The 25,357-nt window shown below is 69.9% G+C and carries 26 protein-coding genes; 17 read left to right on the top strand and 9 right to left on the bottom strand.

The window, feature by feature from the left end:
* The first annotated feature begins 76 nt into the window (after positions 1 to 76).
* On the top strand, positions 77 to 1,057 hold the full coding sequence (locus ABD256_RS29645; protein ID WP_344426201.1) for a heme o synthase: 981 nt from the start codon (positions 77 to 79) through the stop codon (positions 1,055 to 1,057).
* 12 nt (positions 1,058 to 1,069) lie between these two features.
* Here the strand turns inward: ABD256_RS29645 and ABD256_RS29640 are convergent, their stop codons facing one another.
* Entirely contained in the window at positions 1,070 to 1,312 is a 243-nt protein-coding gene (locus ABD256_RS29640; RefSeq protein ID WP_344426199.1) for a hypothetical protein, read from the bottom strand.
* Between the two features lie 93 nt (positions 1,313 to 1,405).
* A complete protein-coding gene (locus ABD256_RS29635; RefSeq protein WP_344426280.1) occupies positions 1,406 to 1,591 on the bottom strand; it encodes a hypothetical protein in 186 nt (61 codons plus the stop codon).
* Between ABD256_RS29635 and ABD256_RS29630 the strand changes: the two genes are divergently transcribed.
* From ABD256_RS29630 to ABD256_RS29615, 4 genes are all read left to right on the top strand, one after another.
* Positions 1,548 to 2,306 (top strand): DUF5753 domain-containing protein, encoded by a 759-nt coding sequence (locus ABD256_RS29630; RefSeq protein ID WP_344426269.1) that lies wholly within the window; start codon positions 1,548 to 1,550, stop codon positions 2,304 to 2,306. The genes ABD256_RS29635 and ABD256_RS29630 overlap by 44 nt on opposite strands.
* A gap of 22 nt (positions 2,307 to 2,328) precedes the next feature.
* Positions 2,329 to 2,580, top strand: a complete 252-nt coding sequence (locus tag ABD256_RS29625; RefSeq protein WP_344426196.1) for a DUF397 domain-containing protein — start codon at positions 2,329 to 2,331, stop codon at positions 2,578 to 2,580.
* Between the two features lie 138 nt (positions 2,581 to 2,718).
* Positions 2,719 to 5,058 (top strand): AAA family ATPase, encoded by a 2,340-nt coding sequence (locus ABD256_RS29620; RefSeq protein WP_344426193.1) that lies wholly within the window; start codon positions 2,719 to 2,721, stop codon positions 5,056 to 5,058.
* Between the two features lie 10 nt (positions 5,059 to 5,068).
* Complete coding sequence (locus ABD256_RS29615; protein WP_344426190.1) at positions 5,069 to 5,686, top strand: FKBP-type peptidyl-prolyl cis-trans isomerase; 618 nt, start codon at positions 5,069 to 5,071, stop codon at positions 5,684 to 5,686.
* 229 nt (positions 5,687 to 5,915) lie between these two features.
* Here ABD256_RS29615 and ABD256_RS29610 read toward each other — a convergent pair whose 3' ends face one another.
* Complete coding sequence (locus tag ABD256_RS29610) at positions 5,916 to 6,887, bottom strand: quinone oxidoreductase family protein (protein WP_344426187.1); 972 nt, start codon at positions 6,885 to 6,887, stop codon at positions 5,916 to 5,918.
* 116 nt (positions 6,888 to 7,003) lie between these two features.
* Here ABD256_RS29610 and ABD256_RS29605 point away from each other — a divergent pair, with 116 nt between their 5' ends.
* Positions 7,004 to 7,309, top strand: coding sequence for a hypothetical protein (locus tag ABD256_RS29605; RefSeq protein WP_344426184.1), 306 nt, complete (start codon positions 7,004 to 7,006; stop codon positions 7,307 to 7,309).
* Positions 7,310 to 7,320: 11 nt separating this feature from the next.
* On the opposite strand, the gene ABD256_RS29600 is transcribed toward ABD256_RS29605, so the two are convergent.
* Complete coding sequence (locus ABD256_RS29600; RefSeq protein ID WP_344426182.1) at positions 7,321 to 8,217, bottom strand: LysR family transcriptional regulator; 897 nt, start codon at positions 8,215 to 8,217, stop codon at positions 7,321 to 7,323.
* A gap of 136 nt (positions 8,218 to 8,353) precedes the next feature.
* On the opposite strand from ABD256_RS29600, the gene ABD256_RS29595 reads away from it, so the two are divergent.
* The 4 genes from ABD256_RS29595 to ABD256_RS29580 are packed head-to-tail and all read left to right on the top strand — an operon-like array spanning position 8,354 to position 13,200.
* Entirely contained in the window at positions 8,354 to 9,586 is a 1,233-nt protein-coding gene (locus ABD256_RS29595) for an aromatic ring-hydroxylating oxygenase subunit alpha (RefSeq protein WP_344426179.1), read from the top strand.
* Between the two features lie 36 nt (positions 9,587 to 9,622).
* Positions 9,623 to 10,621, top strand: a complete 999-nt coding sequence (locus tag ABD256_RS29590; protein WP_344426176.1) for a PDR/VanB family oxidoreductase — start codon at positions 9,623 to 9,625, stop codon at positions 10,619 to 10,621.
* 26 nt (positions 10,622 to 10,647) lie between these two features.
* Positions 10,648 to 11,994 (top strand): NAD(P)/FAD-dependent oxidoreductase, encoded by a 1,347-nt coding sequence (locus ABD256_RS29585; RefSeq protein WP_344426173.1) that lies wholly within the window; start codon positions 10,648 to 10,650, stop codon positions 11,992 to 11,994.
* A gap of 27 nt (positions 11,995 to 12,021) precedes the next feature.
* Complete coding sequence (locus ABD256_RS29580) at positions 12,022 to 13,200, top strand: NAD(P)/FAD-dependent oxidoreductase (RefSeq protein WP_344426266.1); 1,179 nt, start codon at positions 12,022 to 12,024, stop codon at positions 13,198 to 13,200.
* A gap of 21 nt (positions 13,201 to 13,221) precedes the next feature.
* On the opposite strand, the gene ABD256_RS29575 is transcribed toward ABD256_RS29580, so the two are convergent.
* From ABD256_RS29575 to mptB, 5 genes are all read right to left on the bottom strand, one after another.
* A complete protein-coding gene (locus tag ABD256_RS29575) occupies positions 13,222 to 14,133 on the bottom strand; it encodes an acyl-CoA desaturase (RefSeq protein WP_344426170.1) in 912 nt (303 codons plus the stop codon).
* Positions 14,134 to 14,224: 91 nt separating this feature from the next.
* The gene (locus tag ABD256_RS29570) at positions 14,225 to 15,193 is read right to left on the bottom strand and encodes a COX15/CtaA family protein (RefSeq protein ID WP_344426167.1); all 969 of its coding nucleotides are present in this window, start codon (positions 15,191 to 15,193) and stop codon (positions 14,225 to 14,227) included.
* A 27-nt stretch (positions 15,194 to 15,220) separates the two neighbouring features.
* Entirely contained in the window at positions 15,221 to 16,006 is a 786-nt protein-coding gene (locus ABD256_RS29565; protein ID WP_344426164.1) for an ABC transporter permease, read from the bottom strand.
* 76 nt (positions 16,007 to 16,082) lie between these two features.
* Positions 16,083 to 17,009, bottom strand: coding sequence for an ABC transporter ATP-binding protein (locus ABD256_RS29560; protein WP_344426161.1), 927 nt, complete (start codon positions 17,007 to 17,009; stop codon positions 16,083 to 16,085).
* Between the two features lie 24 nt (positions 17,010 to 17,033).
* The gene (mptB, locus tag ABD256_RS29555; RefSeq protein ID WP_425546541.1) at positions 17,034 to 18,635 is read right to left on the bottom strand and encodes a polyprenol phosphomannose-dependent alpha 1,6 mannosyltransferase MptB; all 1,602 of its coding nucleotides are present in this window, start codon (positions 18,633 to 18,635) and stop codon (positions 17,034 to 17,036) included.
* 131 nt (positions 18,636 to 18,766) lie between these two features.
* On the opposite strand from mptB, the gene ABD256_RS29550 reads away from it, so the two are divergent.
* The 7 genes from ABD256_RS29550 (at position 18,767) to ABD256_RS29520 (ending at position 25,321) form a co-directional block, all read left to right on the top strand.
* Positions 18,767 to 19,618 carry a helix-turn-helix transcriptional regulator gene (locus ABD256_RS29550; RefSeq protein ID WP_425546540.1) on the top strand — a complete coding sequence of 284 codons (852 nt, stop codon included), beginning with the start codon at positions 18,767 to 18,769 and terminating at the stop codon, positions 19,616 to 19,618.
* The gene (gene sufB / locus ABD256_RS29545) at positions 19,615 to 21,060 is read left to right on the top strand and encodes a Fe-S cluster assembly protein SufB (protein ID WP_344426155.1); all 1,446 of its coding nucleotides are present in this window, start codon (positions 19,615 to 19,617) and stop codon (positions 21,058 to 21,060) included. The genes ABD256_RS29550 and sufB overlap by 4 nt, the downstream gene beginning before the upstream one ends.
* A gap of 1 nt (position 21,061) precedes the next feature.
* Positions 21,062 to 22,240 carry a Fe-S cluster assembly protein SufD gene (gene sufD / locus ABD256_RS29540; RefSeq protein WP_344426152.1) on the top strand — a complete coding sequence of 393 codons (1,179 nt, stop codon included), beginning with the start codon at positions 21,062 to 21,064 and terminating at the stop codon, positions 22,238 to 22,240.
* Positions 22,241 to 22,332: 92 nt separating this feature from the next.
* Entirely contained in the window at positions 22,333 to 23,103 is a 771-nt protein-coding gene (sufC, locus tag ABD256_RS29535; protein WP_344426149.1) for a Fe-S cluster assembly ATPase SufC, read from the top strand.
* 51 nt (positions 23,104 to 23,154) lie between these two features.
* A complete protein-coding gene (locus ABD256_RS29530) occupies positions 23,155 to 24,444 on the top strand; it encodes a cysteine desulfurase (protein WP_344426146.1) in 1,290 nt (429 codons plus the stop codon).
* The gene (gene sufU / locus ABD256_RS29525; protein WP_344426143.1) at positions 24,441 to 24,902 is read left to right on the top strand and encodes a Fe-S cluster assembly sulfur transfer protein SufU; all 462 of its coding nucleotides are present in this window, start codon (positions 24,441 to 24,443) and stop codon (positions 24,900 to 24,902) included. The genes ABD256_RS29530 and sufU overlap by 4 nt, the downstream gene beginning before the upstream one ends.
* A 5-nt stretch (positions 24,903 to 24,907) precedes the next feature.
* Positions 24,908 to 25,321 (top strand): metal-sulfur cluster assembly factor, encoded by a 414-nt coding sequence (locus ABD256_RS29520; protein ID WP_344426141.1) that lies wholly within the window; start codon positions 24,908 to 24,910, stop codon positions 25,319 to 25,321.
* The last annotated feature ends 36 nt before the right edge of the window (positions 25,322 to 25,357 follow it).

Here is a 25,357-nt window from a genome sequence, read left to right as displayed (position 1 = left end):
GCCCGCTCGGTGTACCGCCTCCGCCACGGAAGTTGTCGGGCGTCACACCGCCCCGAACCTGACGCAGGGAGTGAGAGTGTCGTTGGTGAACGCTGCGCACGGCCGCAGTGATGACACCAGCGCCGTGCACCCGCCGACCGAACAGCCGCGCGGTGGCAGGCGAACCGTACGCCAGGTCGTCGGCGCGTACACCGCGCTCGCCAAGCCGAGGGTGATCGAGTTGCTGCTCGTCACCACGATTCCGGCGATGTTCCTTGCCGCGCGCGATATTCCGTCGCCGTGGCTGGTGCTGGTCACGCTGGTCGGCGGCACGATGGCCGCGGGCAGCGCGAACGCGCTCAACTGCGTGATCGACGCCGATATCGACAAGGTGATGAACCGCACCAAGCGCCGCCCGCTCGTGCGGGACTCGGTGCCGGTCCGCGGCGCGCTGATCTTCGGGCTGGTGCTCGGCGCCGCCTCGTTCGCGGTGCTGTACCTCGCGGTGAACCTGCTCGCCGGGATCCTCGCGATCGCGACGATCCTGTTCTACATCTTCGTCTACACGCTCGTGCTGAAGCGGCGCACCGCGCAGAACGTGGTGTGGGGCGGTGCCGCGGGCTGCATGCCGGTGGTGATCGGCTGGGCCGCGGTCACCGGGACGGTGCAGTGGCCGGCGTTCGTGATGTTCGGCGTCATCTTCTTCTGGACGCCGCCGCACACCTGGGCGCTCGCGATGAAGTACCGCGACGACTACGAGCGCGCGGGCGTGCCGATGCTGCCGGTGGTGGCCACCGCGCAGCACGTGGCGAAGCAGATCGTCATCTACTCGTGGGTGATGGTGGCCTGGACGCTGCTGCTGGCGCCCGCGACGAGCTGGCTGTACACGGCGTTCGCGGCGCTGGCCGGCGTCTGGTTCCTGTTCTACGCGCACAGCCTGTACAACTCGGTGCGGCGCGGGGAGAAGACGAACCCGATGTCGTTGTTCCACCGGTCGAACACCTATCTGATGATCGTGTTCGTGGCGCTGGCCGTCGACTCCGCGATCGGGTTGCCGACGCTCGGCCTGCCGTTCTGACGGGCATCGCGTTCAGGACTGCTCCGCCTCGACGTCTTGTGCGGCTCGGGCGATGGCGGCGTTCAACGCGCTCTGGAATGCGACGATGTCGTGCTGGGACAGGGTGAAGAACTCGTCGTCCGGCCCGGCGATCGCGATCTCGCCGTTGTTGGCCTCGACCGCGCAGACACCCAGCCGCAGGTTGCTGTCGTAGCAGCGGACGAGCCACTCGCGCCGGGGTGAGTTCTGGGTGAGCACCGAGATGTCGCCGTCCATGAGGGTCCCTTCACTGGCCTAGTGTCCCGACAAATATTGATGTACGTCAGATTTGGTGGCAATCCCTCGTTAGAGTGAGGGGGCTGGCTATGATCATCGCGGTGGAGTTGACTGGCGCCAGTCCCGAGCGTGGAGGTGGAGCGTGTCCCGTCGTGCCGGTCCTTCGGTGAAGTCCCGCAGGCTGGCGATCCTGCTGCGCCGGTTGCGGGCGGCCAGCGGGCTGAGCGCGGCCGAGGTGAGCAGGCAGACCGAGATGTCGGCCAGCAAGGTCAACCGCATGGAGAACGCCGAAATCGGCTTCTACCTGGACGATCTGGAGAAGATCCTCGACTTCTACCGCGTCTCGGCGCGGCGGCGCGTCGAGATCATGGACATCGCCCGGCACGCCGAGCAACGCGGCTGGCTGCGCATGACCGCGCCCAACATGCCCGCCGACTGGCAGACCTGGGTCGACTTCGAAGACGAAGCCAGCGGTATCCAGGACTACGCGCCGCTGATGATTCCTGGTCTGTTGCAGACTCCCGAGTACGCCAAGGCGATCATCCAGGCGACAGGGAACGGGCTGTCGCCCGACGAGGTCGATGCCAGGGTTGCCAGCCGGATGGCTCGCCAGGGCGTGCTTTCTCGGTCGGAACCGTTGCGGCTGCGGGTGATCCTCAACGAGAGCATCCTTGAACAGCCGTTCGCTTCACCCGGCGCGCAGGCCCGCCAGCTACGCAGGCTGGCTGATAGTGCGGGACAGGATCACGTCACGATCCAGGTGGTTCCGCGCGAGGCAGGGCTGCATCCCGGTTTCGTGGGCGGGTTCACCATCCTGGAGTACGACGACGAAGCCAGTCTCGTGCTGCTGGAAAACACGGTCTCAAGCCTGTTCCTCGACGAGGAAGAACACATCGATGTCTACACGCAGGCGTGGGCGACCCTGGGCGAACTGTCCCATGGCCCGGACGAATCCGTGGAGTTGATCGCGGCGGCTGCCGCACGCCTTTCGTGAGGGGGCATGGGATCATGTCTCTATGAGTCCGCGCGATCTCCCCAGTCCCCGCTGGTTCAAGAGCAGCTACAGCGACGACACCGCCAACTGCGTCGAGGTGGCGTTTCTGCCTGACTGGCGCAAGAGCAGCTATAGCAACTCCAGCGCCAATTGCGTCGAGGTGGCTTTCGTTGCCGCCGCCGTGGGGGTACGGGACTCCAAGGCGCCCACCTCGCCCGCACTTGTGCTTCCCGCGCTTGCGTGGCAAGGGTTTGTGCGTGAGCTGTCCTCCTGAGGACATTGTCCCATGCCGGATGTCAAGCCCGTGACCTGGGTAATTGGCCGAAAAAAAAGGTGTTACATCCGGGAATCCTGGCGCGATGAGGTTCGTTGAGCGTCCACGAACCCTCCCACCTCCGAAAGTAGGTCCGGCTTGTCCGTGTCCCCGACGCAGCAGCACTCAGACCGGGAACCAGGGACCGACGAAGTCACCCGCGAACAGCGGTACGTCAGCGGGTTGTACGCCAAGCTCGACGAAGAACGGGAACTCGCCCAGACCCGGCTCGACGCGGTGCTCGGCCAGTCCGGCGGGACCCCGCAGGCCCGCACGGAACGCGACGTCGCCACCAGCACCCACTCGGACCGGCTCGCGCAGCTCGGCTCCGTCGAGCAGGGCCTGTGCTTCGGCAGGCTCGACTTCCACGACGACGAGACGACCTACGTCGGCAGGCTCGGCCTGTTCGACGAGGACCACGACTACGAGCCGTTGCTGCTCGACTGGCGCGCACCGGCCGCGCGGCCGTTCTACCTGGCCACGGCGGCTTCGCCGGAAGGGGTGCGGCGACGTCGGCACATCCGCACGCTGAGCAGGAAGGTCGTCGGCGTCGACGACGAGATCCTCGACCTGAGCGCCGCCGATCAGGGGCACGACCTCGGCCTCGCGGGCGAGGCGGCGCTGCTGGCCGCGCTCGAGCGCAAGCGCACGGGTGAGATGAGCGACATCGTCGCCACGATCCAGGCCGAGCAGGACCAGATCATCCGCGACGAGCTCGGCGGGGTGCTCGTCGTGCAGGGCGGTCCCGGCACCGGGAAGACGGCGGTGGCGCTGCACCGCGCGGCGTACCTGCTCTACACCTACCGCCAGCAGCTCGCGAGCCGCGGCGTGCTCGTGGTGGGGCCGAACAGCACGTTCCTGCGCTACATCGGGCAGGTGCTGCCGTCGCTCGGCGAGACGGGCGTGTTGCTGGCCACCACGGGCCGGCTGTTCCCCGGAGCGACCGCGCGGGGGACCGATTCCCGCGAAACGGCCGAGGTGAAGGGCCGCGTCACGATGGTGGACGTGCTCACCGCAGCGGTGCGGGACAGCCAGCGCGTTCCGGGCGAGGTCATCGAGATCGTGGTCGAGAGCGAAACGTTGCGGATCACCGGGGAGATCGCCGAACGCGCCCGTGAAAAGGCGCGCGCGACCCTTCGTCCGCACAACGTGGCGCGCCGGGTCTTCGCCGACTCGGTGGTCGACGCGCTGACCGAGCAGGCGACCGAGCACCTCGAGGTCGACCTCTTCGAAGGCGTGCCCGAAATCGCGTTCGAGGAAGGGGAATCCACGGACGCCACGGTGCTCGACACCCGGGACGTGGACGAGATCCGCGCCGAGCTGGCGAACTCGCCCGAGGTGCGCGAGGCGATCGAATCGCTGTGGCCGACCGTGACCCCGCAACGGTTCCTGCGCGAGTTCTACGCCTCGGCCGAACGCATCGCGTCGGCGGCGGGGGAGTGGCTCACCGAAGCCGAACGCGGCTTGCTCGCGCGGGCGGCGAAGTCGCCGTGGACCACGGCGGACATGCCGCTGCTCGACGAGCTGGCCGAACTGCTCGGCGAGGACGATGCCGACCAGAAAGCCAAGCAGGCCAAGCGGGAACGCGAAGAGCGCGCCTACGCCGAGGGCGTGCTGCACATCATGGAGCAGGACGACGAACTCGCCGACGAGGAGATCCTGCGCGTCGGTGACATCCTCGACGCGGAGCTGTTCGCCGAGCGCCAGGAGCGCCGCAGCGCGCTCACCGCGGCGCAGCGCGCGGCGCGGGACCGGAACTGGACGTTCGGGCACGTGATCGTCGACGAGGCGCAGGAGCTGTCCCCGATGGACTGGCGGCTGCTCATGCGGCGCTGCCCGTCGCGGTCGATGACGCTCGTCGGCGACGTCGCGCAGACCGGCGCGCCGGCGGGCGCGTCCTCGTGGGACGAGATGCTGAGCCCGTACGTCGAGGACCGCTGGCGGCTGCGCGAGCTGACCGTCAACTACCGGACGCCGTCGGAGGTCATGGCGCTCGCCGCGGTCGCGCTGCGCGAGGTCGACCCGGCGCTGAGCGTGCCGACTTCGGTGCGCGACACCGGAAACCGGCCGTGGCGTGCCGAGGCGGCCGAAGCGGACCTGCCGACGTTCGCGGAATCCGAACTGGCGTCGGTGGACGGCGGCACGGTGGCGGTGCTGGTGCCGCAGGGCAGGCTCGGCGCCGTCCGGGACGCGTTCGCCGCGCTGCTCGACACGGCGGCGGAGCGGTTGTCCGTGCTGGCCGTCGAAGAGGCGAAGGGACTCGAATACGACGCGGTGGTGGTGTTCGCGCCGGAGGAGATCACGAAGGGCTCGGCGCGGGGGTGGAACGATCTCTACGTCGCGCTGACCCGTGCCACCAAACGGCTCGGGATCGTGCATGACGGCCCCCTCGCACCGGCACTTTCGGCCGCGAGCGAGCCGGGTCCGGCGCCCGGATAAGGTGAGCGCCATGCGTAACGCTGGCAAGATCATGATCGCGGCCGTCGCCGCCGCGCTGAGCCTGGGTGCCTGCGCCAACTCGGAGGAGCCTTCGCCGGACGCGCCCGGCACCGGCCCGACCGTGTCCGCGCCGGCACCGGCTGGAGCGCCCTCGTCCGCCTCGCAGGCCCCGCCGTCCGGGAGCGTCACCGCGCAGCCCGAAGCGCAGGGCAAGGAGTGCACCGCGGACGACATCAAGGTCACCGGGGACCCCGGTAAGAAGCCGGAGATCGCCATTCCGGACACCTGCAAGCCGCCTGCCAAGCTGCTGAGCAAGGACCTCAAGCAGGGCACCGGCGCGGAGGCCAAGGCAGGCAGCCAGCTCGAAATGAACTACGAGCTGGTGACCTGGTCCGACAAGGCGGTCAAGGACAACTCCTACGACCGGGGTGAGGCCTTCAAGCTGAACCTCGGCGGCGGCGACGTCATCCCCGGCTGGGACCAGGGCCTGGTCGGGATCAAGCAGGGCGCCCGCCGCCTGCTGATCATCCCGCCGGACCTCGGCTACAAGGAGAAGGGCGCCGGCGGCGGTCAGATCAAGCCGAACGAGACGCTGGTCTTCGTGGTGGACGCCGCCAAGGTCGGCTGATCTTCGCGACTCCGCCGGGACGCGGTTCGCGGTCCCCTGAAGGAAGCCTTAGCGGCGCCAGAGTCCCCGAAGGCTCCCTTCAGGGCGTCCGCCCCGGAGCAGAGCCGCCCCGCCGCGATCTCGGCCTCGTGCGCGAGGTGAACGCCGGGGTCCCGTATGCCCCGAAGGACGCCCTCAGGGACGTAGATGCCCCGAAGGGCGCCTTCGGGGCATCGTGCCCGGTGACCCGTCAGGGGATGAGCAGGAGCTTGCCGGTGGTACGGCGGCCCTGCAGGTCCTCGTGCGCGGTGCGGACATCGGCGAGCGGGTACCGCCCGCCGATCCGGATGTCGAGCGTGCCGTCGGCGACGGCGTCGAACAGGTCCTTCGCGCGCCAGTCGAGCTCCTCGCGGGTGGCCGTGTAGTCGGCGGCTGTCGGCCTGGTGAGGTACAGCGAGCCGCCCGCGTTGAGGCGCTGGGGGTCGATCGGCGGCACCGCGCCGCTCGCCGCGCCGAACAGCGCGAGCAGCCCGCGCCGCTTCAGGCTCTTCAGGCTGCCGTCCACAGTGGACTTGCCGACGCCGTCGTACACCACCGAGACGCCTTCGCCGCCGGTCAGTTCCCGCACGGCCTCGGCGAAGTCGACCCGGTCGTACCGGATCACCTCGTCCGCGCCCGCGCCGCGCGCGAGCTGGTCCTTCTCCTCGGTGGACACGGTTCCGATGACGCGCGCGCCGCGCGCCTTCGCGAGCTGGATCAGCAGCAGCCCGACGCCGCCCGCCGCGGCGTGCACGAGGATCGTGTCGCCGTCGGAGACGGGGTAGGTCGACGCGACCAGGTAGTGCGCGGTGACGCCCTGCAGCAGGGTCGCGGCGGCGACTTCGTCCGAAACCGGGTCGGGCACCCGCACCGCGATGCCCGCGGGCACGAGCGCGCGCTGCGCGTAGCTGCCGAGCGCGCCCTGCCAGGCGACCCGGTCGCCGACCGCGAAACCGGTGACGTCCGCGCCGATCTCGGCGACCGTCCCCGCGCCTTCCAGGCCGAGCGTGAACGGCAGCTCGATCGGGTAGATGCCCTCGCGCTGGTAGGTGTCGATGTAGTTGACGCCCGCCGCGGCCACGTCGACCAGCAGGTCGCCGGCGCCCGGCGCGCCGACCTCGGTCTCGGCCACGTCCAGCACCTCGGGACCGCCGGTCCTCGTCACCCGCACTGCCTGGGGCATTCGTCCTCCTCACGTTTCGCAAGCGACTGTTCTCCGGTGCAACCCGGTGGTACCGGATCATGTTCCCGTGATCGGCGCCGCAGCGCTCGCGCCGCCAGGTGGCTAGGATCGTCCGCGTGGCTGAGCAGAGCGAAGAGACCCCCCAGGTGCCCACGGCGCGTCAGGTGACCGCGGCGCGCCAGTTCGTCGCCGCGCACGGCAAGCCGTCGAAGGCGGTCGTCGAGAACATCGGGCGCGTCGGCGCGCGGGTGGTGCTCGTCGGCGCGGACGGCGCGCTCGGTGACGTGGTGGTGGTCAGCACGCAGGCGGGCGAGGCGCTCGTCGAGCAGGTCGACGACCTCGAGACCGCGAGCTGGGACGCCGAAACCGTCAACGCGACGGTGATCGGGCCCGCGCACCGGCGCCGCATGGCAGGCCGCTGACCGGCGCCTGATCACTCGATGGTCCGCGCGACGGCGAGCGCCGCCGTCACGAACCGCCGCACCGCGGCCGAGGCGTCGTCGCGCCGCCAGGCGACCTGCAGCGAGATCTGCGGGGCCGGTCCCGTCAGCGGGCGGAAGGCGACGCCCACCATCCGCAGGTTCGCGTAGAACGCGGGCTGCAGCGAGACGCCCATGCCGCTGGCCACCAAGCCGAGCTGGGTCTCGATATCGGTGCCCTCGGCGACGATGCGCGGGCTGAACCCGTGTTCGCGGCAGTAGCCGGTGATGATGTCGAAGAACTCGGCGCCGAGCGGGCGCGGCCACAGCACGAACGGCTCACCGGCGAGGTCCTCCGGGCGGACCCGCTCGTCGCAGGCCAGCCGGTGGTCCTCCGGCAGCGCGACCATGAGCGGTTCCGAGACGAGCGGCTCGGTCCGCAGCGCCGGATGGGGGCTCGCTTCGCGGACGAGTGCGACGTCCAGCCTGCTTTCGGCGAGTGCGACGAGCTGGGCCGCGGTGTCCATCTGGGTGACTTCGAGCCGGAGGTCCGGCGCGTCCTCCCACACCGCCCGCATGATCCGCGGCGCGATGCTGGCCAGCGCCGTGCCGACCGCGCCGATCACCAGCACGCCCGCCGTCCCGCTGGCCGCCTTGCGGACCCGTTCGGCCGCCCGGTCCGCCTCGAACAGGACCCTCGGTGCGGCTTCGAACAGCGCCTGGCCCGCCGGGGTCAGCTCGACCATCCGGCTGGTGCGGGAGAACAGCACGGCGCCGAGGTTGTCCTCCAGCGCCCTGACCTGCTGGCTCAGCGCCGACTGGCTGACGTGCAGCCGCTGCGCCGCGCGGCTGAAGTGCAGCTCCGTCGCCACCGCCATGAACGAGCGCAGCTGCCGCAGCTCCAGAGCCATTAGGTCATCCTTATGCAACGACCACTTTTTCGCAATGCCGCATGCGATACACCGAGCCGATCGGCCCGCACAATGAATCGTGCCAGCACGCCAAGGGCGGAAGTAGCCGCCCGAAACGGGGTTTGGGACGGGTTTCATGACCGTAGTGAATGCCGATGCCGGTGACATTGTTTCCGGTGTCGTCCGCGAAGACCATCGGCCGGGTTATTCGCTGCCGCGAGCCGCCTACACGGATGCGGACGTGTTCGCCTCGGATATCGAACGGGTGTTCCTGAGAACCTGGTTGTTCGTGGCGGCCTCGGCCGAAGTGCCCGCGGGGGCGTACGCGGCGTGGAGCGTCGGCGGCGAGTCGGTCGTGCTCACCAGGACCGCGGACTCGGTGCTGCACGCGCACCACAACGTCTGCCGTCACCGTGGATCGCGCCTGCTCGACGATGGTGGCGGCCGGGCGAGGACGATCGTGTGCGGATACCACTCCTGGACCTATGGCCTGGACGGCGCCCTGCGCGCGGCGGGAGACATGGGCGAGGGGTTCCGCGAGCGGTGCGGCGGCGAGCTCGGTCTGCGCCCGGTGCACGTGCGCGAGGCGGCCGGGCTGGTGTTCGTCTGCTTCGCGGGGCAGCCGCCCCCGTTCGACGGCGCGGCGGCGGCGATCGCGGACCAGCTCGGCCCGCACGAGATCGACTCGGCCGAGGTGATCGCGCGATTCCGGTACCGGGTGGCCGCGAACTGGAAGACGCTCATCGAAAACAATCGCGAGTGCTACCACTGCCGTCCGAATCATCCCGAGTTCTGCCTCTCGAATTACGAGCTCGGGGTGAACGGGGACGGCAGGATCGACCCCGGATACGAGGAAGAATTCGCGCGACAACGAGCAGAATGGCGTGCGCAGGGATTGTCGGAAAAGCAGGTCAGCTTTCCGGGCGGGGATTTCTACCGGGTCGCGAGACTGCCCCTTCGCGACGGTTTCGAAACCGAAAGCCTCACCGGCCGCCTTGTCGCCCCCTTGCTGGGCAGGCTGACGAGACCGCGCACGGGGAGTGTTCGCGTCGTGACGCTCCCGAATTCGTGGAGCCACGTGAACGCCGATTACGCGGTGACCACCCGGCTGACCCCGGTGAACGCGGGGACCACCGACGTCGACGTGACGTTCCTGGTCCGCGGTGGCGCGACCGAGGGGGTCGACTACGACACCGACGAGGTCGTGGCGGTCTGGAAGGAAACGTCCGAACAGGACTGGGAGCTGTGCGAGCGGAACTTCGCCGGTGTCTCCTCACGCGGCTACCTGCCGGGGCCGCTGTCCCCGGTCACCGAGAACTCCATCGCGGACTTCCACGAGTGGTGGTTCCGCCAGTCCGAACCGGACTGACCAGGACGGGCCAGTATCGACCGATTGGATCGAGGTATGCGGTCTTCGACGATTCCCGCCACCGAGGCCGGCGCGCCGGACGTGGACGGGGAAGCAGTGGTCCGCCGGGCGGAGACGGTGGCCGACGGCGTGCTGTCGGTGGAACTGACCGCGCCCGGCGGTGGCCCGTTGCCGCCGTGGAAGCCGGGCGCGCACATCAGCGTCGTGCTCGGATCCGGTCTCGTGCGCGAGTATTCGCTGTGCGGTGACCCCGGCGACCGGGACACCTACCGGATCGCGGTGCTCGACGAACCCGGTGGCCGGGGTGGCTCCCGTGAACTGCACCGCACGGCCGTGCCGGGTGCGCGACTGGGTTTTCGCGGTCCCCGCAACCACTTCGCGCTGGACGACTCGGCTACGCGCTACCTGTTCATCGCGGGCGGGATCGGGATCACCCCGATCCTGCCGATGGTCAGGGCGGCCGCCGCGCGCGACGCACGATGGGCGCTGCTCTATGGCGGAAGGTCCCGGCGGTCGATGGCCTTCACTGACGAGGTGCGCGCGCTCGGCGGGCCGCGGCTGACGCTCGTGCCGCAGGACGAACTCGGCCTGCCCGATCTCGGTTCGCCACTGGCGGCGGCGGGTTCGTCGACCGCGGTGTACTGCTGCGGCCCGCCGCCACTGCTGGCAGCGGTGGAGCGGCAGTGCGACCGGCTCGGCATGCTCGGCTCGCTGCGGGTCGAACGCTTCCGCCCCGGTACCCCGGAACCGGCTACCGGCAATGCGGACCAGCCGATCGAGGTCGAACTGCGGCGGTCCGGCAAGCGGGTCACCGTGCCGCCCGGCCGCAGCGTGCTCGGTTCGGTCAGGGAGGTGCTGCCGCGCGTCGCCTCGTCGTGCGAGGAAGGGTACTGCGGCACCTGCGAAGCACGCGTCCTCGACGGCGTGCCCGACCACCGTGACACAGTGCTGTCCGAAGAGGACCGTGCGCGCGGCGACTGCATGATGATCTGCGTCAGCCGCGCTCGTGGCGCGACGCTCGCACTGGACCTGTGAGCAACCCGATCCCGAAAGGACCCGTCATGACCGGTGACGACCGCACGAGCGCGATTCCGGACTCGGCGACCCACGTCGTCGTCGGCGCCGGCGTGCACGGCCTTTCCACCGCCTGGCACCTCGCCAGGAAAATCAGGAAACTCGGCCGCACCCCCGATATCGTCGTGCTCGACAAGACCGCGATCGGGGCCGGCGCCTCCGGTATCGCCTGCGGCGTGGTGCGCAACAACTACTTCCAGCCCGCGATGCGCGAGCTGATGGCGCATTCCGTGCGGATCTGGGAGGAGTACGCCGGGGAGCTGTCCTACCACCCGGTCGGCTATTTGCAGATCTCGCCGGAGTGCATGGCCGGGGACGTGGCGGGAATCCACGAAGAACAGCGCGGGATCGGCTACGAGTCGGTGTTCGTCGACGGCGCCTCCGCGACGCGGCGGTATTTGCGCGCGCTGTTCCCGGATTGGCGTGCCGAGGGGATCACGAACGTCCTGCACGAGAAGCGCGGCGGTTACGCGAACAACATGGCGTCGGTGCGCGGGCTCGCCCGCATGGCGCGTGCGGAGGGCGTCCGGATCGTCGAAGGCGTGCGGGTCCGCGGGATGCGCAGGACCGGTGGCGCGGTGACCGCGGTCAGGACGGACGCCGGGGAGATCCGCTGCGAGCACGTGGTCGTCGCGGCGGGGCCGTGGATCCGCGAGGTGTGGCGGATGCTCGGCCAGCCGGACCGGGTCGGGATCCCGCTCGACGGCGGCGCGGTCTTCGACAGTCCGATGTGGACTTACTGGGCGTTGCAGGAGGGCACCCTCAAGGTGGCGCCGGACTTCCTCGCCGACGCGGGAGGAGCCGCGCCACCGGTCATCCACATGGACAGCGACGCGCCCCTGTACGACGAACGCGGCGAACTCGTCACGGATTCGCTGTGGGGTGTCTACTTCAAGCCGGACGCGAACTTCGGCGGTGTGCAGGGCGGCACGGCGCCGAGCCGCGTCGACCGCCCGCACGACGAGGTCGCCGTCGACCCGTACGGACCGGCGAGCCCCGAGTTCGTCGTGGGGGAGCGGTTCGGGCGGACGTGGACGGCCGCGCTGGCGCACTGCCTCGGCCGCTTCGAAGGGACGGCGCACCTGCTGTCCAGGGAGCCATCCGGCGGGCTCGGCTGCTTCACCCCGGACAGCTTCCCGGTGTTCGACACCGTCGGGGAGAACGTCTCGGTCATCGCCGACTCGAACCACGGCTACAAGATGATCGGCGTCGGCGACCTGGTCGCGAAGGAGATCCTCGGTGCGCCGCAAGCACTTCTCGAACCGTTCCGGCTGTCCCGGTTCGCCGCCGGTCGCCTGCACCCGGTGAGCAGTTCGCCGTTCCCGTGGAGTTGACACGAAATGGAGCGTGGCTTGGAGAACGTGGATGTCGTGATCGTCGGCGGCGGCCTGGAAGGACTCGCGATCGCGTGGGCGCTCGCCGAGCGGGGCGTGCGGGATGTCGTGGTGCTGGAACGCTCGACGCTGTGCTCCGGCGGCACCGCGAAGTCCAGCAGCATCGTCCGCTGCCACTACGGCGTGGCCTCGCTGGCGGCGATGGCCTGGTACGGGGTCGAGGTTTTCGAGAACGCCGAGGAGCTGCTGGGCGCGGACGTGGGGTTCCGTGGCGTGGGGTACGCCGCCGGGGTCGGCGAGGACGACCTTCCGGCGCTGCGGGCGAACATCGCGATCCAGCGGTCGGTCGGCGTCGAGGTCGCCGAAATCACCCCGGACCGGCTGCGCGAATGGTGGCCCGCGATGCGCGTCGACGACTTCCGCGCCTTCGCCTACGAACCGCGCGGCGGCAGCGGTGACGCGTACCTGACCGGGATGGCCTTCGCCTCGGCGGCACGGGAACGGGGCGTGCGGATCCGGCAGCACACACCGGTGCGGCGGTTGATGAAGGGGACCGGCGGCAGGGTTATCGGCGTCGAAACCGGTGCGGGGGAACGGATTTCCGCGGGCACGGTGGTGCTGGCCAACGGGCCGTGGTCGGTACCGCTGGCCGCACCGCTGGACCTGGACCTGCCGGTGCGCGCCCAGCGTGCGCAGATCGTGCTCGTCGACTCCGGCACCGAGCTCGGGCAGGCGCCCGTGGTGTCGGATCTGGTGAGCCTGCAGTACTTCCGGATGGAGCCGTCAGGGGACGTGCTCGTCGGCAACAGCGATCACGCGGTGCCCGAGTACGTCGACCCGGATCGCTACCGCCAGCGCGCGGACGGCTCGTTCGTCGAGACGGCAGTGGAGAAGCTCGCGCACCGCTTCCCCGGCTGGCCGGATCCCGGCGTGGTGACCACCTACGCCGGCTGCTACGACGTCACCCCCGACTACAACCCGGTGATCGGGCCGTCCGGGGTGGCGGGGCTGTTCCTCGCCGTCGGGTTCAGCGGGCACGGGTTCAAGCTGGCGCCCGCGGTCGGGCGGCTCAGCGCGGACCTGCTCCTCGACGGGGTCAGCGGTGATCCCGCCATCGACGCGGAGGACTTCCGGTTCGGCCGGTTCGCCGCGGGCGCGGCTCTGCGCAGCGCGCACCGGTACGCGGGCGCGGGGGAGATGCGCTGATGTCCTTTTAGGACACCGCTTTTACGGCACCGGGGCCCGTTTCGCGGCGAGGCGTTCGGGTTTCGGCCAGCGCACGTTCTTCGCCAGCCCGAGCCGTTCGAAGAGCCAGATCAGCCGCGCCGACACGTCGACCTGGCCGCGCAGCACGCCGTGCCGCGCGCAGGTCGGGTCGGCGTGGTGCGAGTTGTGCCAGGACTCGCCCATCGACAGGATCGCGAGCGGCCAGAAGTTCGCCGCGCGGTCCCTGCTTTCGAACGGCCGCTCGCCGACCAGGTGGCAGATCGAGTTCACCGACCAGGTCACGTGGTGCAGGAACGCGATCCTGACCAGGCCCGCCCAGAAGAACGCGGTCAGCGCGCCCTGCCACGACCAGCTCAGCAGCCCGCCGAGCGCGGCGGGCAGCCCGAGGCTGAGCACGATCCACAGCCAGAAGTAGCGGTTGACGACCCGGAGGTCCTCGTCGGCGAGCAGATCGGGCGCGAACCGTTCGTAGTTGGTCACTTCGCGGCGGAACATCCAGCCCATGTGCGAGTGCCAGAACCCGCGCAGCATCGCCGACGGCGAGGTGCCGAAGAGCCACGGGGAATGCGGATCGCCCTCTCGGTCGGCGAACGCGTGGTGCCTGCGGTGGCTCGCCACCCAGAAGATCACCGACCCCTGGACGGCCATGCTGCCCGCGATGGCCAGCGCGACGCGCAGTGTTCTGCCCGCTTTGAAGGCGCCGTGGGTGAAGTAGCGGTGGTACCCGACGGTGACGCCGAGCGTGGCGACCGTGTAGAACACGGCCGCGAGCGCGAGATCGAGCCAGGAGACACCCCAGCCCCACGCCAGCGGCAGCGCGGCGAGCAGTGCCGCGAACGGCACCAGCAGGAAGGTCTTGAGGACGATCATCTGCCCGGTCGGGCGGTGGCCCGAGATCAACGGTTTGGTCATGGCCGACCTCACTGCGCGTGGATGCGGACGTTCGGCACAGCGAGCGTAACCACGCGGCCTGACCGCGGCGTGACGTCGTGGTGAACGGACCTCAGCCCGCCGGGGTCAGCTCGTGCTCGGTGTCCGACGGGGCCGTGAGCCGGTGCTGGTCCCGCGCGGCGCACCACAGGTTCGCGGTGGCGATGAGGACGAGTGCGGAGCCGAGCACGTGCAGCGAGACGAGCGCCTCCGGCACGCCGAGTCCGTATTGGACGGACCCGAGCGCGCCCTGCGCGAGCGCGATGACCCACACGGTGACGTAGGCGCGCCACAACTTCGGCGTCGCACCGGCGCGGAAGAGGTAGAGGCCGTAGCAGGCGAGCACGATCAGGTAGCAGACCAGCAGCGCGCCGTGCACCGTGGCGAGGGTGCCGACGGGGGCGTCGAGCCGGTGCGTCTTCGGGTCACCGCCGTGCGGTCCCGCGCCGGTCACCACGGTCCCGGCGATCAGCACCGTCCACATCGAGGCGATGAGCACCACCAGGAACGTGCGCCCGGTGTCGCCCGCGCGCCAGCGCACCGGCTGCCCGTCGGACGCGAATTCGCGCAGCAGCAGCACGGCGAGCCAGATCAGCGGTGTCGAGGCGAGGAAGTGGATCGCGACCGTCCACCACTCCAGCTTGGCCAGCACGGTGATCCCGCCGACGACGGCCTGCAGCACCACGCCGCCCGGCATCGTCCAAGCGAGCTTCACCAGCCGCTTCCGCTCGGGGTGCTCGTGCGCCACGCGCCACGCGGTGATCAGGCACAGCGCGGCGACCGCGATCACCACGCCGGTCAGCATCCGGTTGCTGAACTCGATCCACTGGTTCAGCGCGTGGTATTCGGGGTGGTCGACCGGGAGCATGCTGCCCTGGACGCATTCGGGCCAGGTGGGGCAGCCGAGCCCGGAACCCGTCACCCGCACGACCGAACCGGTGACACCGATCCCCGCCTGTGCGATCACGGCGGCGATGGCGACGGTCCGCTGCACCGCGCGGGTGGGATAGGGCAGGCGGCCGATCAGCGAGCTGAATTGCACTGTTCGATGGTATGCGGCGGGCTTTTCTCAGGTGAGCCGGGTCGTCTTCGACGCGAGCCCGCCCGCGACGACGGCCCAGCCGAGAAGCACGCCGATGGGGCCCCACGCGAAGGATCCGTCGACGAGCGCGGCCCGCAGCCCTTCGGCGAGCGCGCCGGACGGCAGCAGTTCGACGACGACGGCGACACCGCTCGGCAACGCGGACGGCGCGAGCAGGATGCCGCCCGCGAGCAGCAGCACGAACCACACGATGTTCGCCAGCGCCAGCACGGCTTCCGCGCGCAGGGAACCGCCGAGCAGCACGCCGAGCGAGCCGAAGGCGAGCGTGCCCGCGACGAGCAGCACCACCGCCGCCGCGATGCCGCCACCCGAGGGCGTCCAGCCGAGGAACGCCGCGACCACGCTCAGCACGACCGCCTGCAGCGCGACCACGACGAGTGCCGCCGCGAGCCGCCCGGCGACGAGCAGCCAACGGGGGAGCGCGGTGGCGGAAAGCCGTTTCAGCACGCCGTAACGGCGGTCGAAGCCGAGTGCGATGGCCTGTCCGGTGAATGCGGACGACATCACCGCGAGCGCGAGGATCCTCGGCGTCACCCAGTCCACTCTGGACAGTGCGCCGATGTCGCCGGTGGGCAGGATGTTGAGCAGGCTCAGCCCGACCAGCAGCGCCAGCGGGATGAGCAGGGTTAGCAGTGTCTGCTCGCCGTGGCGCAGGGTCAGGCTCGCTTCGACCTTCGCGTGCGTCAGCAGCATCTTCGGCAGCTTCCCGCGACCCGGCGCGGGGGTGAACGTGCCCGCGGCGAACTGACTCATGCGATCGCCTCGCTCCCCGAGACAGTGTTCGACTTTCTTGGGCGCGTGGCGTCTTCGACTCGCTCGCAAGCGTCGCTCATGCCCGCAACTCCCGTCCGGTCAGCTCGAGGAAGACCTCTTCGAGGCCGCGCCTGCCGACGTGCAGCTCTTCGGCGAGTACGCCCTGCTGCGCGCACCACGCGGTCACCGTCGACACCACCTGCGGATCGACGGCGCCTTCGACCCGGTACGCGCCGGGCGCCGCCTCCTGCACGCGGTAGCCCTCAGGCAGCGCGGCGGCGAGCAACGCGGTGTCCAGCCCGACCTTCGCCTTGAAGCGCAACTGCGCGGCCTCGTCGGTCTCGGCGGTCAGCGCGCTCGGCGCGCCGTTCGCGATCACCTTGCCGCCGTCCACGATCACGACGTCGTCCGCGAGCGCTTCGGCTTCCTCCATCAGGTGCGTGGTGAGCAGCACGCTCACCCCGTCCGAGCGCAGCGCGCCGAGCAGGTCCCAGACGAGACGGCGCGCCTGCGGGTCCATGCCGGCCGTCGGCTCGTCGAGGAACACCAGCTCCGGGCGGCCGACGAGCGCGCACGCGAGCGAAAGCCGTTGCTGCTGCCCGCCGGAGAGGCGTTTGAACGGGGTGCGGCGCACCGGGGAGAGACCGAGGGTGTCGAGCAGCCACGCGGGATCGAGCGGGCTCGCGGCGCACGAGGCGACCAGCCGGAGCATCTCGTCGGCGCGGACGCCGGGGTAGGCGCCGCCGCCCTGCGGCATCACGCCGATGCGCGGGCGGAGCCGTTTCCCGTCGCGAACCGGGTCGAGCCCGAGCACGCGCACCGAGCCCGCGTCGGGGCGCAGGAAGCCTTCGCAGATCTCGACGGTGGTCGTCTTGCCCGCGCCGTTCGGCCCGAGCAGGGCGAGCACCGTGCCGCGGGGCATCGCGATGTCGAGGCCGTCGACCGCGGTGACGGACCCGTAGCGCTTCACCAGCCCGGTGATTTCGACGGCGGCTGAACTCACGAGAACCGAGAATACGGCGTGGCCTCAGGCGAGGTGCTGCGGCATCTGCTTCGAGCGCCTGACCGGCCACGGCACGAGTGACGGCTGCCGCCTCCGCACGATGACCAGCGCGATCGCGACGACGACGCCCGCGGCGAGGTAGGCGAACGCGAGTACGAACGGCCGCCCGGAGAACGTGCTCCCGGTCGGCGGGGTCAGGAACGGCAGGATGACGCTGATCACGGCCGCCGCGACCCGGAAGCGTGAGGTGCCCGCGGCGGCGGCGAGCGGGATCACTGCCCACAGCAGGTACCAGGGCTGCATCGCGACGTGCAGCACCGACGCGGCTCCGAGCGAGACGCCGAGCCCGATGATCGGGCGGTAGCGCCAGTTGAAGCTGTCCCAGAGGAACTTGACGGTGATCACGGCGGCGAGCGCGTAGCCGAGCAGCGTCATGACCGACACCAGCGAGCTGGTCTGGTTGCCGAGCCCGAGCGCGATGCCGAGCACCCCGCCGACGTTGGACAGCTCGGTGATCGGGGAGATCCAGCTCCAGACCATGCCGGGCGTGCTCAGCGCGGCGATCCAGCCGAAGCCGAGCCCGGAGCCGAAGCACACCGCCACCGTGACGACGGCGAACACGAGCGCCATCGGCAGTCCCGCGCGGACCAGGTCGCGCAGCCTGCCGTGCCAGCGCCTCGCCACCATCACCGCGAAGAACGGGAGCGCGAACAAGGCGTTGACCTTCACCATCGCGCCGAGCGTGATCACCGCCACGCCGAGTGCGATGGAGAGCAGTTCCCCCTTCGCCAGCGGCGGCGGGTCCTCGTCCTTGATCCGGACCGGCAGCCGACGGAGGCCGAGTTCGAGGCCCGCCATCATCAACCCGAGCGCGAGCGCGTCGTTGTGCGCGCCCGCGACGAGGTGGAAGAGCACCAGCGGGTTGGCCGCGCCCAGCCACAGCGCGGTGGACGGCTGGACACCGAAGCGGCGGGCCAGCCGGGGCAGCGCCCAGACGATGAGCGCGACGCCCGCGAGCGCGAGTGCGCGCTGCAGCAGCACGCCGACGACGATGTGGTTGCCGGAGATCCCGGCCAGCCATCCGCCGAGGCGGAGGTAGAGCGGCCCGTAGGGCGGCGAGGTTTCGCGCCACATGTTGGACACGTTGGCGGTCAGCGGGTCGCCGACACCGAGCGCGTCGGCGGGCCCGAGCGCGTACGGGTCCATGCCGCGGTGCACGATCTCGCTCTGCGCGAGGTAGGCGTAGACGTCGCGGGAGAACAGGGGCGGGATGAACAGCAGCGGGATCGCCCACATCGCGACCGTGCGGTCGAGCTGGCCGCGCGAGGCGATCCGCTCCCGCGCCGGGCTGGCGAACCGGCCGAGCATGAGCCAGCCGGCGACCATCATCCCGATCCCGGCGAACGCGATCGCCAGCGCGACCGTGGGGATGCGGGCGAACAGCCGCAGCACCGGGATCTCGAGCACCGGGTTGAGCACCGGCGCCGCGCCCGCGCCGAGCGAGCCGAAGGCGAGCAGCAGCGCGCCGACCGTGCCGAACATCCGGACGAGGTGCAGCCCGCGGACGTCGGAATCCGGCAGCGGGTCCGCGTCGAGCGGCCGAACGGGTGACGCCACGGCCGCCACCGTCCCTCGTCCCGCCGCCCGCCAGCCGAATGCCACGAACGGAGCGTAGCGACTCCCGGCCGTCGTGACTCCGGTCACTCACCGATGGTCCCGCCTTTGCTGTCGGCGGGTAAATACGACACACTTATGTTGTGAAAAAGACCGGAGCATCCATCCCGCAGGACGGCGAGCCGCGCCGTGCCGCGGCTTCGGGTGTCCCGGCGCAGGTCAACGCGGACGGACGCACCCGGCACGAGGTCGCGCGGCTACTGCTGGAGCAGGGCCCGATGACCGCCGTGGTCGTCGCGGACCAGCTCGGGATCAGCCCGACCGCCGTCCGCCGCCACCTCGACGCGCTGGTGGCCGACGGCGAGGCCGAGACGAGGGACGCGCCGAGGCGCGGGCCTCGCGGCCGTGGCCGCCCGGCCAAGCTGTTCCTGCTCACCGAGAGCGGCCGTGCCCGGTTCGGGCACGCCTACGACGATCTCGCGGTGTCCGCGATCCGCTTCCTCGCCGAGCACGCGGGGGAGGACGCGGTCCGCGCGTTCGCCGAGCGCCGGGTGGCCTCGCTCGTCGGGCCGCACTCCGAGGCCGTCACCGACGCCGCGGAGCCGACGGCGCGGGCCGAGGCCCTCGCCGCGGCGCTGACCAGGGAAGGCTACGCTGCGTCGACCCGCAAGGTCGGCGCGGGCGAGCAGCTCTGCCAGCACCACTGCCCGGTCGCGCACGTCGCCGCGGAGTTCCCGCAGCTGTGCGAGGCCGAGACCGAGGCGTTCGCCAAGCTGCTCGGCACGCACGTGCAGCGGCTGGCGACGATCGCACGCGGTGACGCCGCGTGCACCACACACGTACCCGTCGCCAAGGCGGGTACTCCGGAGGCCGCAGGGCAGCCGGAGGACACCCCGCCCGATGGGCACCGATCCGCCGGGGCCGCCACCCCCGGCGGGGACGCACCCCGAAAAGGGGAAGACACAGTATCCGCGAATGGAGGGCACCCCGCATGACTGCCGCTGCCGAGCAGCGCACCACCACCACGCCCCTGAGCCAGGAAGAGACGATCAACTCTCTTGGCAACTACGCGTTCGGGTGGGCCGACTCCGACGCGGCGGGCGCGAGCGCTCGTCGTGGACTGAACGACGACGTGGTCGTCGACATCTCGGGCAAGAAGTCCGAGCCGGAGTGGATGCGCGAGGCGCGCCTGAAGGCGCTGAAGCTGTTCGACCGCAAGCCGATGCCGAACTGGGGCGCCGACCTCTCCGGGATCGACTTCGACAACATCAAGTACTTCGTGCGCTCGAGCGAGAAGCAGGCCGCGAGCTGGGAAGACCTCCCCGAGGACATCAAGAACACCTACGACAAGCTCGGCATCCCCGAGGCGGAGAAGCAGCGCCTCGTCGCGGGCGTCGCGGCGCAGTACGAGTCCGAGGTCGTCTACCACTCCATCCGCGAGGACCTGGAGAAGCAGGGCGTGCTCTTCCTGGACACCGACACCGCGCTGCGCGAGCAGCCGGAGCTGTTCAAGGAGTACTTCGGCTCGGTGATCCCGGCCGGTGACAACAAGTTCTCCGCGCTGAACACCGCGGTGTGGTCCGGCGGCTCGTTCATCTACGTGCCGAAGGGCGTGCACGTGGACATCCCGTTGCAGGCGTACTTCCGGATCAACACCGAGAACATGGGTCAGTTCGAGCGGACCCTGATCATCGTCGACGAAGACGCCTACGTGCACTACGTCGAGGGCTGCACCGCGCCGATCTACCAGTCCGACTCGCTGCACTCGGCGGTCGTGGAGATCATCGTGAAGAAGGGCGCCCGCTGCCGCTACACGACGATCCAGAACTGGTCGAACAACGTGTACAACCTGGTCACCAAGCGCGCCAAGTGCGAAGAGGGCGCGACCATGGAGTGGGTCGACGGCAACATCGGCTCCAAGGTGACCATGAAGTACCCGTCGGTGTTCCTGATGGGCGAGCACGCGAAGGGCGAGGTCCTTTCGGTCGCGTTCGCCGGTGAGGGCCAGCACCAGGACGCCGGCGCGAAGATGGAGCACCTGGCGCCGCACACCTCCTCGACGATCGTGTCGAAGTCGGTGGCGCGCGGCGGTGGCCGCACCTCGTACCGCGGCCTGGTGAAGGTCGCGAAGCGGGCGCACCACTCGCGGTCCAGCGTCGTGTGCGACGCGCTGCTGGTCGACACCATCTCGCGCTCGGACACCTACCCGTACGTCGACATCCGCAACGACGACGTGTCGATGGGCCACGAGGCGACGGTGTCCAAGGTCAGCGAGGACCAGCTCTTCTACCTCATGTCCCGCGGTCTGACCGAGGAAGAGGCGATGGCCATGGTGGTCCGTGGCTTCGTCGAGCCCATCGCGCGCGAGCTGCCGATGGAATACGCCCTCGAGCTGAACCGCCTGATCGAACTGCAGATGGAAGGATCCGTCGGCTGAGATGACGGCACCAGCAGACACGAACACGAGCAACACCGCGGCTGCGGCCGAGGCGGTCGTCCCGGCGGCATCCCGCGCCGAGCGGTTCTCCTCCTACGACGTCGAGGCCTTCGAGGTCCCCGGCGGGCGCGAGGAGAACTGGCGCTTCACACCGATGAAGCGCCTGCGCGGCCTGCACGACGGCACGGCCGTCGCCGACGGCGAGGTCACCGTTTCGGCGGAGCCCGCGCCCGAGGTCACCGTGGAAACGGTGTCGCGCGGCGACGAGCGGCTCGGTGCCGCGGGCGTGCCGAGCGACCGGATCGCCGCACAGGCGTTCTCGTCGTTCGCCGACGCCACGCTGGTCACCGTGCCGAAGGAGACCAAGGCGAGCGCGCCGACCGTCGTCAGGCTGACCGGGCCGGGCGAGGGCAAGACCGCGTTCGGGCACGTGCAGGTGCGGGCGGAGCAGTTCGCCGAGGCCGCGATCGTGCTCGACCACGTCGGTTCCGGCACCTACGCGGACAACGTCGAGTTCGTCATCGGCGACGGCGCGAAGCTCACCGTGGTGAGCGTGCAGGACTGGGCCGACGACGCGGTGCACGTTTCCGAACAGCACCTCAAGCTCGGCAGGGACGCCTCGCTCAAGCACATCGTGGTGACCCTCGGCGGTGACCTGGTGCGCGTGAGCCCCACGGCCACCTTCGCCGACCGCGGCGGTGACGTCGAGATGCTCGGCCTGTACTTCGCCGACGCGGGGCAGCACCAGGAGCACCGGCTCTTCGTGGACCACGCGGTGCCGAACTGCAAGTCCAACGTGATGTACAAGGGCGCGCTGCAGGGCGAAGGCGCACACGGCGTCTGGATCGGCGATGTGCTGATCAGGGCCGCGGCCGAGGGCACTCAGACCTACGAGCTCAACCGGAACCTGGTGCTCACCGAAGGCGCGCGCGCCGACTCGGTGCCGAACCTGGAAATCGAGACCGGTGAGATCGAGGGCGCCGGCCACGCCAGCGCGACGGGAAGGTTCGACGACGAGCAGTTGTTCTACCTCCAGTCGCGCGGGATCGCGGAGGGACAGGCGCGCCGCCTCGTGGTGCGCGGCTTCTTCCACGAGATCCTGGCGAAGATCGACATCCCCGAGGTGCGCGAGCGCCTCGCGGCCGCGATCGAAGCCGAGCTCGAAGCCGTCAATGCCTGATCTGACTGCCTGATCAGCCTGCCTGATCTGACTGCCTGATCAGGCTGCCTGATCCTCGAACACTTTCCCGCCACAGACACAGGAAACAGAACATGCCAACCCTGGAAATCAAGGACCTGCACGCCTCGGTCGCCACCGACGAAGGCGCCAAGGAGATCCTCAAGGGCGTCAACCTGACGATCAAGTCGGGCGAGACGCACGCGATCATGGGCCCGAACGGCTCGGGCAAGTCCACGCTGTCCTACGCCATCGCCGGTCACCCCAAGTACGAAGTGACCTCCGGCGAAGTGCTGCTCGACGGTGAGAACGTGCTCGAGATGAGCGTCGACGAGCGCGCTCGCGCGGGCCTCTTCCTCGCCATGCAGTACCCGGTCGAGGTGCCCGGCGTCTCGATGTCGAACTTCCTGCGCACCGCGGCCACCGCGGTCCGTGGCGAGGCCCCCAAGCTTCGCCACTGGGTCAAGGAGGTCAAGGAGGAGATGGGCAAGCTCGACATCTCGTCCGAGTTCGCCGAGCGCAGCGTCAACGAAGGGTTCTCCGGTGGCGAGAAGAAGCGCCACGAGATCCTCCAGCTTTCGCTGTTGAAGCCGAAGTTCGCCATCCTCGACGAGACCGACTCCGGCCTCGACGTCGACGCGCTGCGCGTGGTGTCCGACGGGGTGAACGAGTACAAGGCGAACAACGAGGTCGGCGTCATGCTGATCACGCACTACACCCGCATCCTGCGCCACATCACGCCGGACTTCGTGCACGTCTTCGCCGGTGGCCGGATCGTCGAGTCCGGCGGCAAGGAACTCGCCGACGAGCTCGAAGAGAACGGCTACGTGAAGTACGTCGGCAAGGCAGAGCCCGCCACCGCCTGACGTGCAGTCCATTTCGGAGTCCCCGAACGCACCGAGAGAGGGGTTGGCCAAGTGACCACCACCACTGCTAACTCTCTGCCGATCGAAGTCGACGCGATCCGCGCCGACTTCCCCATCCTGTCCCGTACCGTCCGGGACGGGAAACCCTTGGTGTACCTGGACTCCGGCGCCACCTCGCAGCGGCCGACCCAGGTGCTGGACGCGGAGCGCCGGTTCCTGGAGACGTCCAACGCGGCCGTGCACCGGGGTGCGCACCAGCTCATGGAGGAGGCCACCGACGCCTACGAGTACGCCCGCGCGCGTACCGCGGAGTTCGTCGGGGTGTTCCCGGAGGAGCTGGTGTTCACCAAGAACGCCACCGAGGGCATCAACCTGGTCGCCTACGCGATGAGCAACGCCGCGACCGCGGGGCCGGAAGCGGAGCGGTTCCGGATCGGGCCTGGCGACGAGATCGTCATCACCGAGATGGAGCACCACGCGAACCTGGTGCCGTGGCAGCAGCTTTGCCAGCGCACCGGTGCGACGCTGCGCTGGTTCGGCGTCACCGCGGACGGCAGGCTCGATCTGTCCACCGTGGACGAACTGGTCACCGAGCGGACGAAGGTGCTCGCGTTCACGCACCAGTCCAATGTGCTCGGCACCGTCAACCCGGTGAAGCTGCTGACCGAGAAGGCGAAGAAGGTCGGCGCGCTGACCGTGCTCGACGCCTGCCAGTCGGTGCCGCACGCGCCGGTGGACTTCGCCGATCTCGGCGTCGACTTCGCGGTGTTCTCCGCGCACAAGATGCTCGCGCCGTCCGGTATCGGTGTCCTTTACGGACGTCGTGAGCTGCTCGAGGCGATGCCGCCGTTCCTGACCGGTGGCTCGATGATCGAGCTGGTCAGGATGGAGGGCACCACGTTCGCCCCGCCGCCGCAGCGGTTCGAGGCCGGTTCGCCGATGACCTCGCAGGCGGTCGGGCTCGGTGCCGCCGTCGACTACCTCTCGGTGGTCGGCATGGAGCGCGTCGCCGCGCACGAGCACGTCCTCACCGAGGCGGCGCTGGCCGGGCTCGGCGGGATCGGCGGCGTCCGGATCATCGGGCCGACCGACACGGCCGACCGCGGTGGCGCGGTGTCGTTCGTGATCGACGGGGTGCACCCGCACGACGCGGGCCAGGTGCTCGACAGCCTCGGCATCGCGGTGCGCGTCGGGCACCACTGCGCGTGGCCGCTGCACCGGAGCTGCTCGGTCCCGGCGACCGTGCGCGCGTCGTTCTACCTCTACAACACGCTGTCCGAAGTGGACGCTCTGGTAGCGGGTGTTCGCGAGGCCCAGCGCTTCTTCGGAGTTGAGCGGTGAACCTGGAGAGCATGTACCAGGAGATCATCCTGGACCACTACAAGAACCCGCACGGCCGCGGCCTTCGCGAGCCGTTCGACGCCGAGTCGTTCCAGGTCAACCCGACCTGCGGCGACGAGGTGACGCTGCGCGTGAAGATCGACGGTGACAAGGTCGCCGACATCTCCTACGAGGGCCAGGGCTGCTCGATCAGCCAGGCGTCCACCTCGGTGCTGACGGACCTGGTGGTCGGCAGGACGGTCGGCGAGGCGTTCGGCACGATGGACGCGTTCGTCGAGCTGATGCAGGGCAGGGGACAGGTCGAACCCGACGAGGAGGTGCTGGAGGACGGGATCGCGTTCGCCGGCGTCGCCAAGTACCCTGCCCGCGTGAAGTGCGCGCTGCTCGGCTGGATGGCGTTCAAGGCCGCGGTGGCGGATTCTGGGGTGGCGGCCACCACCACGACCCCGAAAGAGTGAGGACCATGAGTAACGAGACCCAGACGACCGAGGTGCCCGAACACCGCGAGGGTCGGACCGCCGCGGACCTGCCGGAGCAGCAGGCGAACCCGGGCGCCGACGTGGCGAAGATCGAGGACCTCGAAGAGGCCATGCGCGACGTGGTGGACCCCGAGCTGGGGATCAACGTCGTCGACCTCGGCCTCGTCTACGACATCCACGTCGACGAGGAGAACACCGCGACCATCGACATGACCCTGACCTCGGCGGCCTGCCCGCTGACCGACGTCATCGAGGACCAGGTCTCGTCCGTGCTGGTCGGCGGCGCCGGCCTGGTGAAGGACTTCCGGATCAACTGGGTCTGGATGCCGCCGTGGGGCCCGGAGAAGATCACCGAGGACGGCCGCGAGCAGCTGCGCGCCCTCGGTTTCACCGTCTGAACCACCTCTGGAAAAGCGCCCCGGTCACGCCGGGGC

The sequence above is a fragment of the Amycolatopsis minnesotensis genome, assembly GCF_039529815.1.
Taxonomy (GTDB): domain Bacteria; phylum Actinomycetota; class Actinomycetes; order Mycobacteriales; family Pseudonocardiaceae; genus Amycolatopsis; species Amycolatopsis minnesotensis.
The sequence above is the reverse complement of the archived record's forward strand: the minus strand, read 5'-3'. Positions and strand labels throughout refer to the sequence as shown.

Excerpts from the sequence above, each read along its gene's own strand:
- ABD256_RS29575 (WP_344426170.1), bottom strand. The coding sequence starts at position 14,133 with ATGACCAAACCGTTGATCTCGGGCCACCGCCCGACCGGGCAGATGATC.
- ABD256_RS29595 (WP_344426179.1), top strand. The coding sequence starts at position 8,354 with ATGACCGTAGTGAATGCCGATGCCGGTGACATTGTTTCCGGTGTCGTC.
- ABD256_RS29520 (WP_344426141.1), top strand. The coding sequence starts at position 24,908 with ATGAGTAACGAGACCCAGACGACCGAGGTGCCCGAACACCGCGAGGGT.
- ABD256_RS29640 (WP_344426199.1), bottom strand. The coding sequence starts at position 1,312 with ATGGACGGCGACATCTCGGTGCTCACCCAGAACTCACCCCGGCGCGAG.
- sufC (WP_344426149.1), top strand. The coding sequence starts at position 22,333 with ATGCCAACCCTGGAAATCAAGGACCTGCACGCCTCGGTCGCCACCGAC.
- ABD256_RS29625 (WP_344426196.1), top strand. The coding sequence starts at position 2,329 with ATGAGTCCGCGCGATCTCCCCAGTCCCCGCTGGTTCAAGAGCAGCTAC.
- ABD256_RS29615 (WP_344426190.1), top strand. The coding sequence starts at position 5,069 with ATGCGTAACGCTGGCAAGATCATGATCGCGGCCGTCGCCGCCGCGCTG.
- ABD256_RS29565 (WP_344426164.1), bottom strand. The coding sequence starts at position 16,006 with ATGAGTCAGTTCGCCGCGGGCACGTTCACCCCCGCGCCGGGTCGCGGG.
- ABD256_RS29635 (WP_344426280.1), bottom strand. The coding sequence starts at position 1,591 with ATGCGGTTGACCTTGCTGGCCGACATCTCGGTCTGCCTGCTCACCTCG.
- sufD (WP_344426152.1), top strand. The coding sequence starts at position 21,062 with ATGACGGCACCAGCAGACACGAACACGAGCAACACCGCGGCTGCGGCC.
- ABD256_RS29610 (WP_344426187.1), bottom strand. The coding sequence starts at position 6,887 with ATGCCCCAGGCAGTGCGGGTGACGAGGACCGGCGGTCCCGAGGTGCTG.
- ABD256_RS29585 (WP_344426173.1), top strand. The coding sequence starts at position 10,648 with ATGACCGGTGACGACCGCACGAGCGCGATTCCGGACTCGGCGACCCAC.
- ABD256_RS29600 (WP_344426182.1), bottom strand. The coding sequence starts at position 8,217 with ATGGCTCTGGAGCTGCGGCAGCTGCGCTCGTTCATGGCGGTGGCGACG.
- sufB (WP_344426155.1), top strand. The coding sequence starts at position 19,615 with ATGACTGCCGCTGCCGAGCAGCGCACCACCACCACGCCCCTGAGCCAG.
- ABD256_RS29590 (WP_344426176.1), top strand. The coding sequence starts at position 9,623 with ATGCGGTCTTCGACGATTCCCGCCACCGAGGCCGGCGCGCCGGACGTG.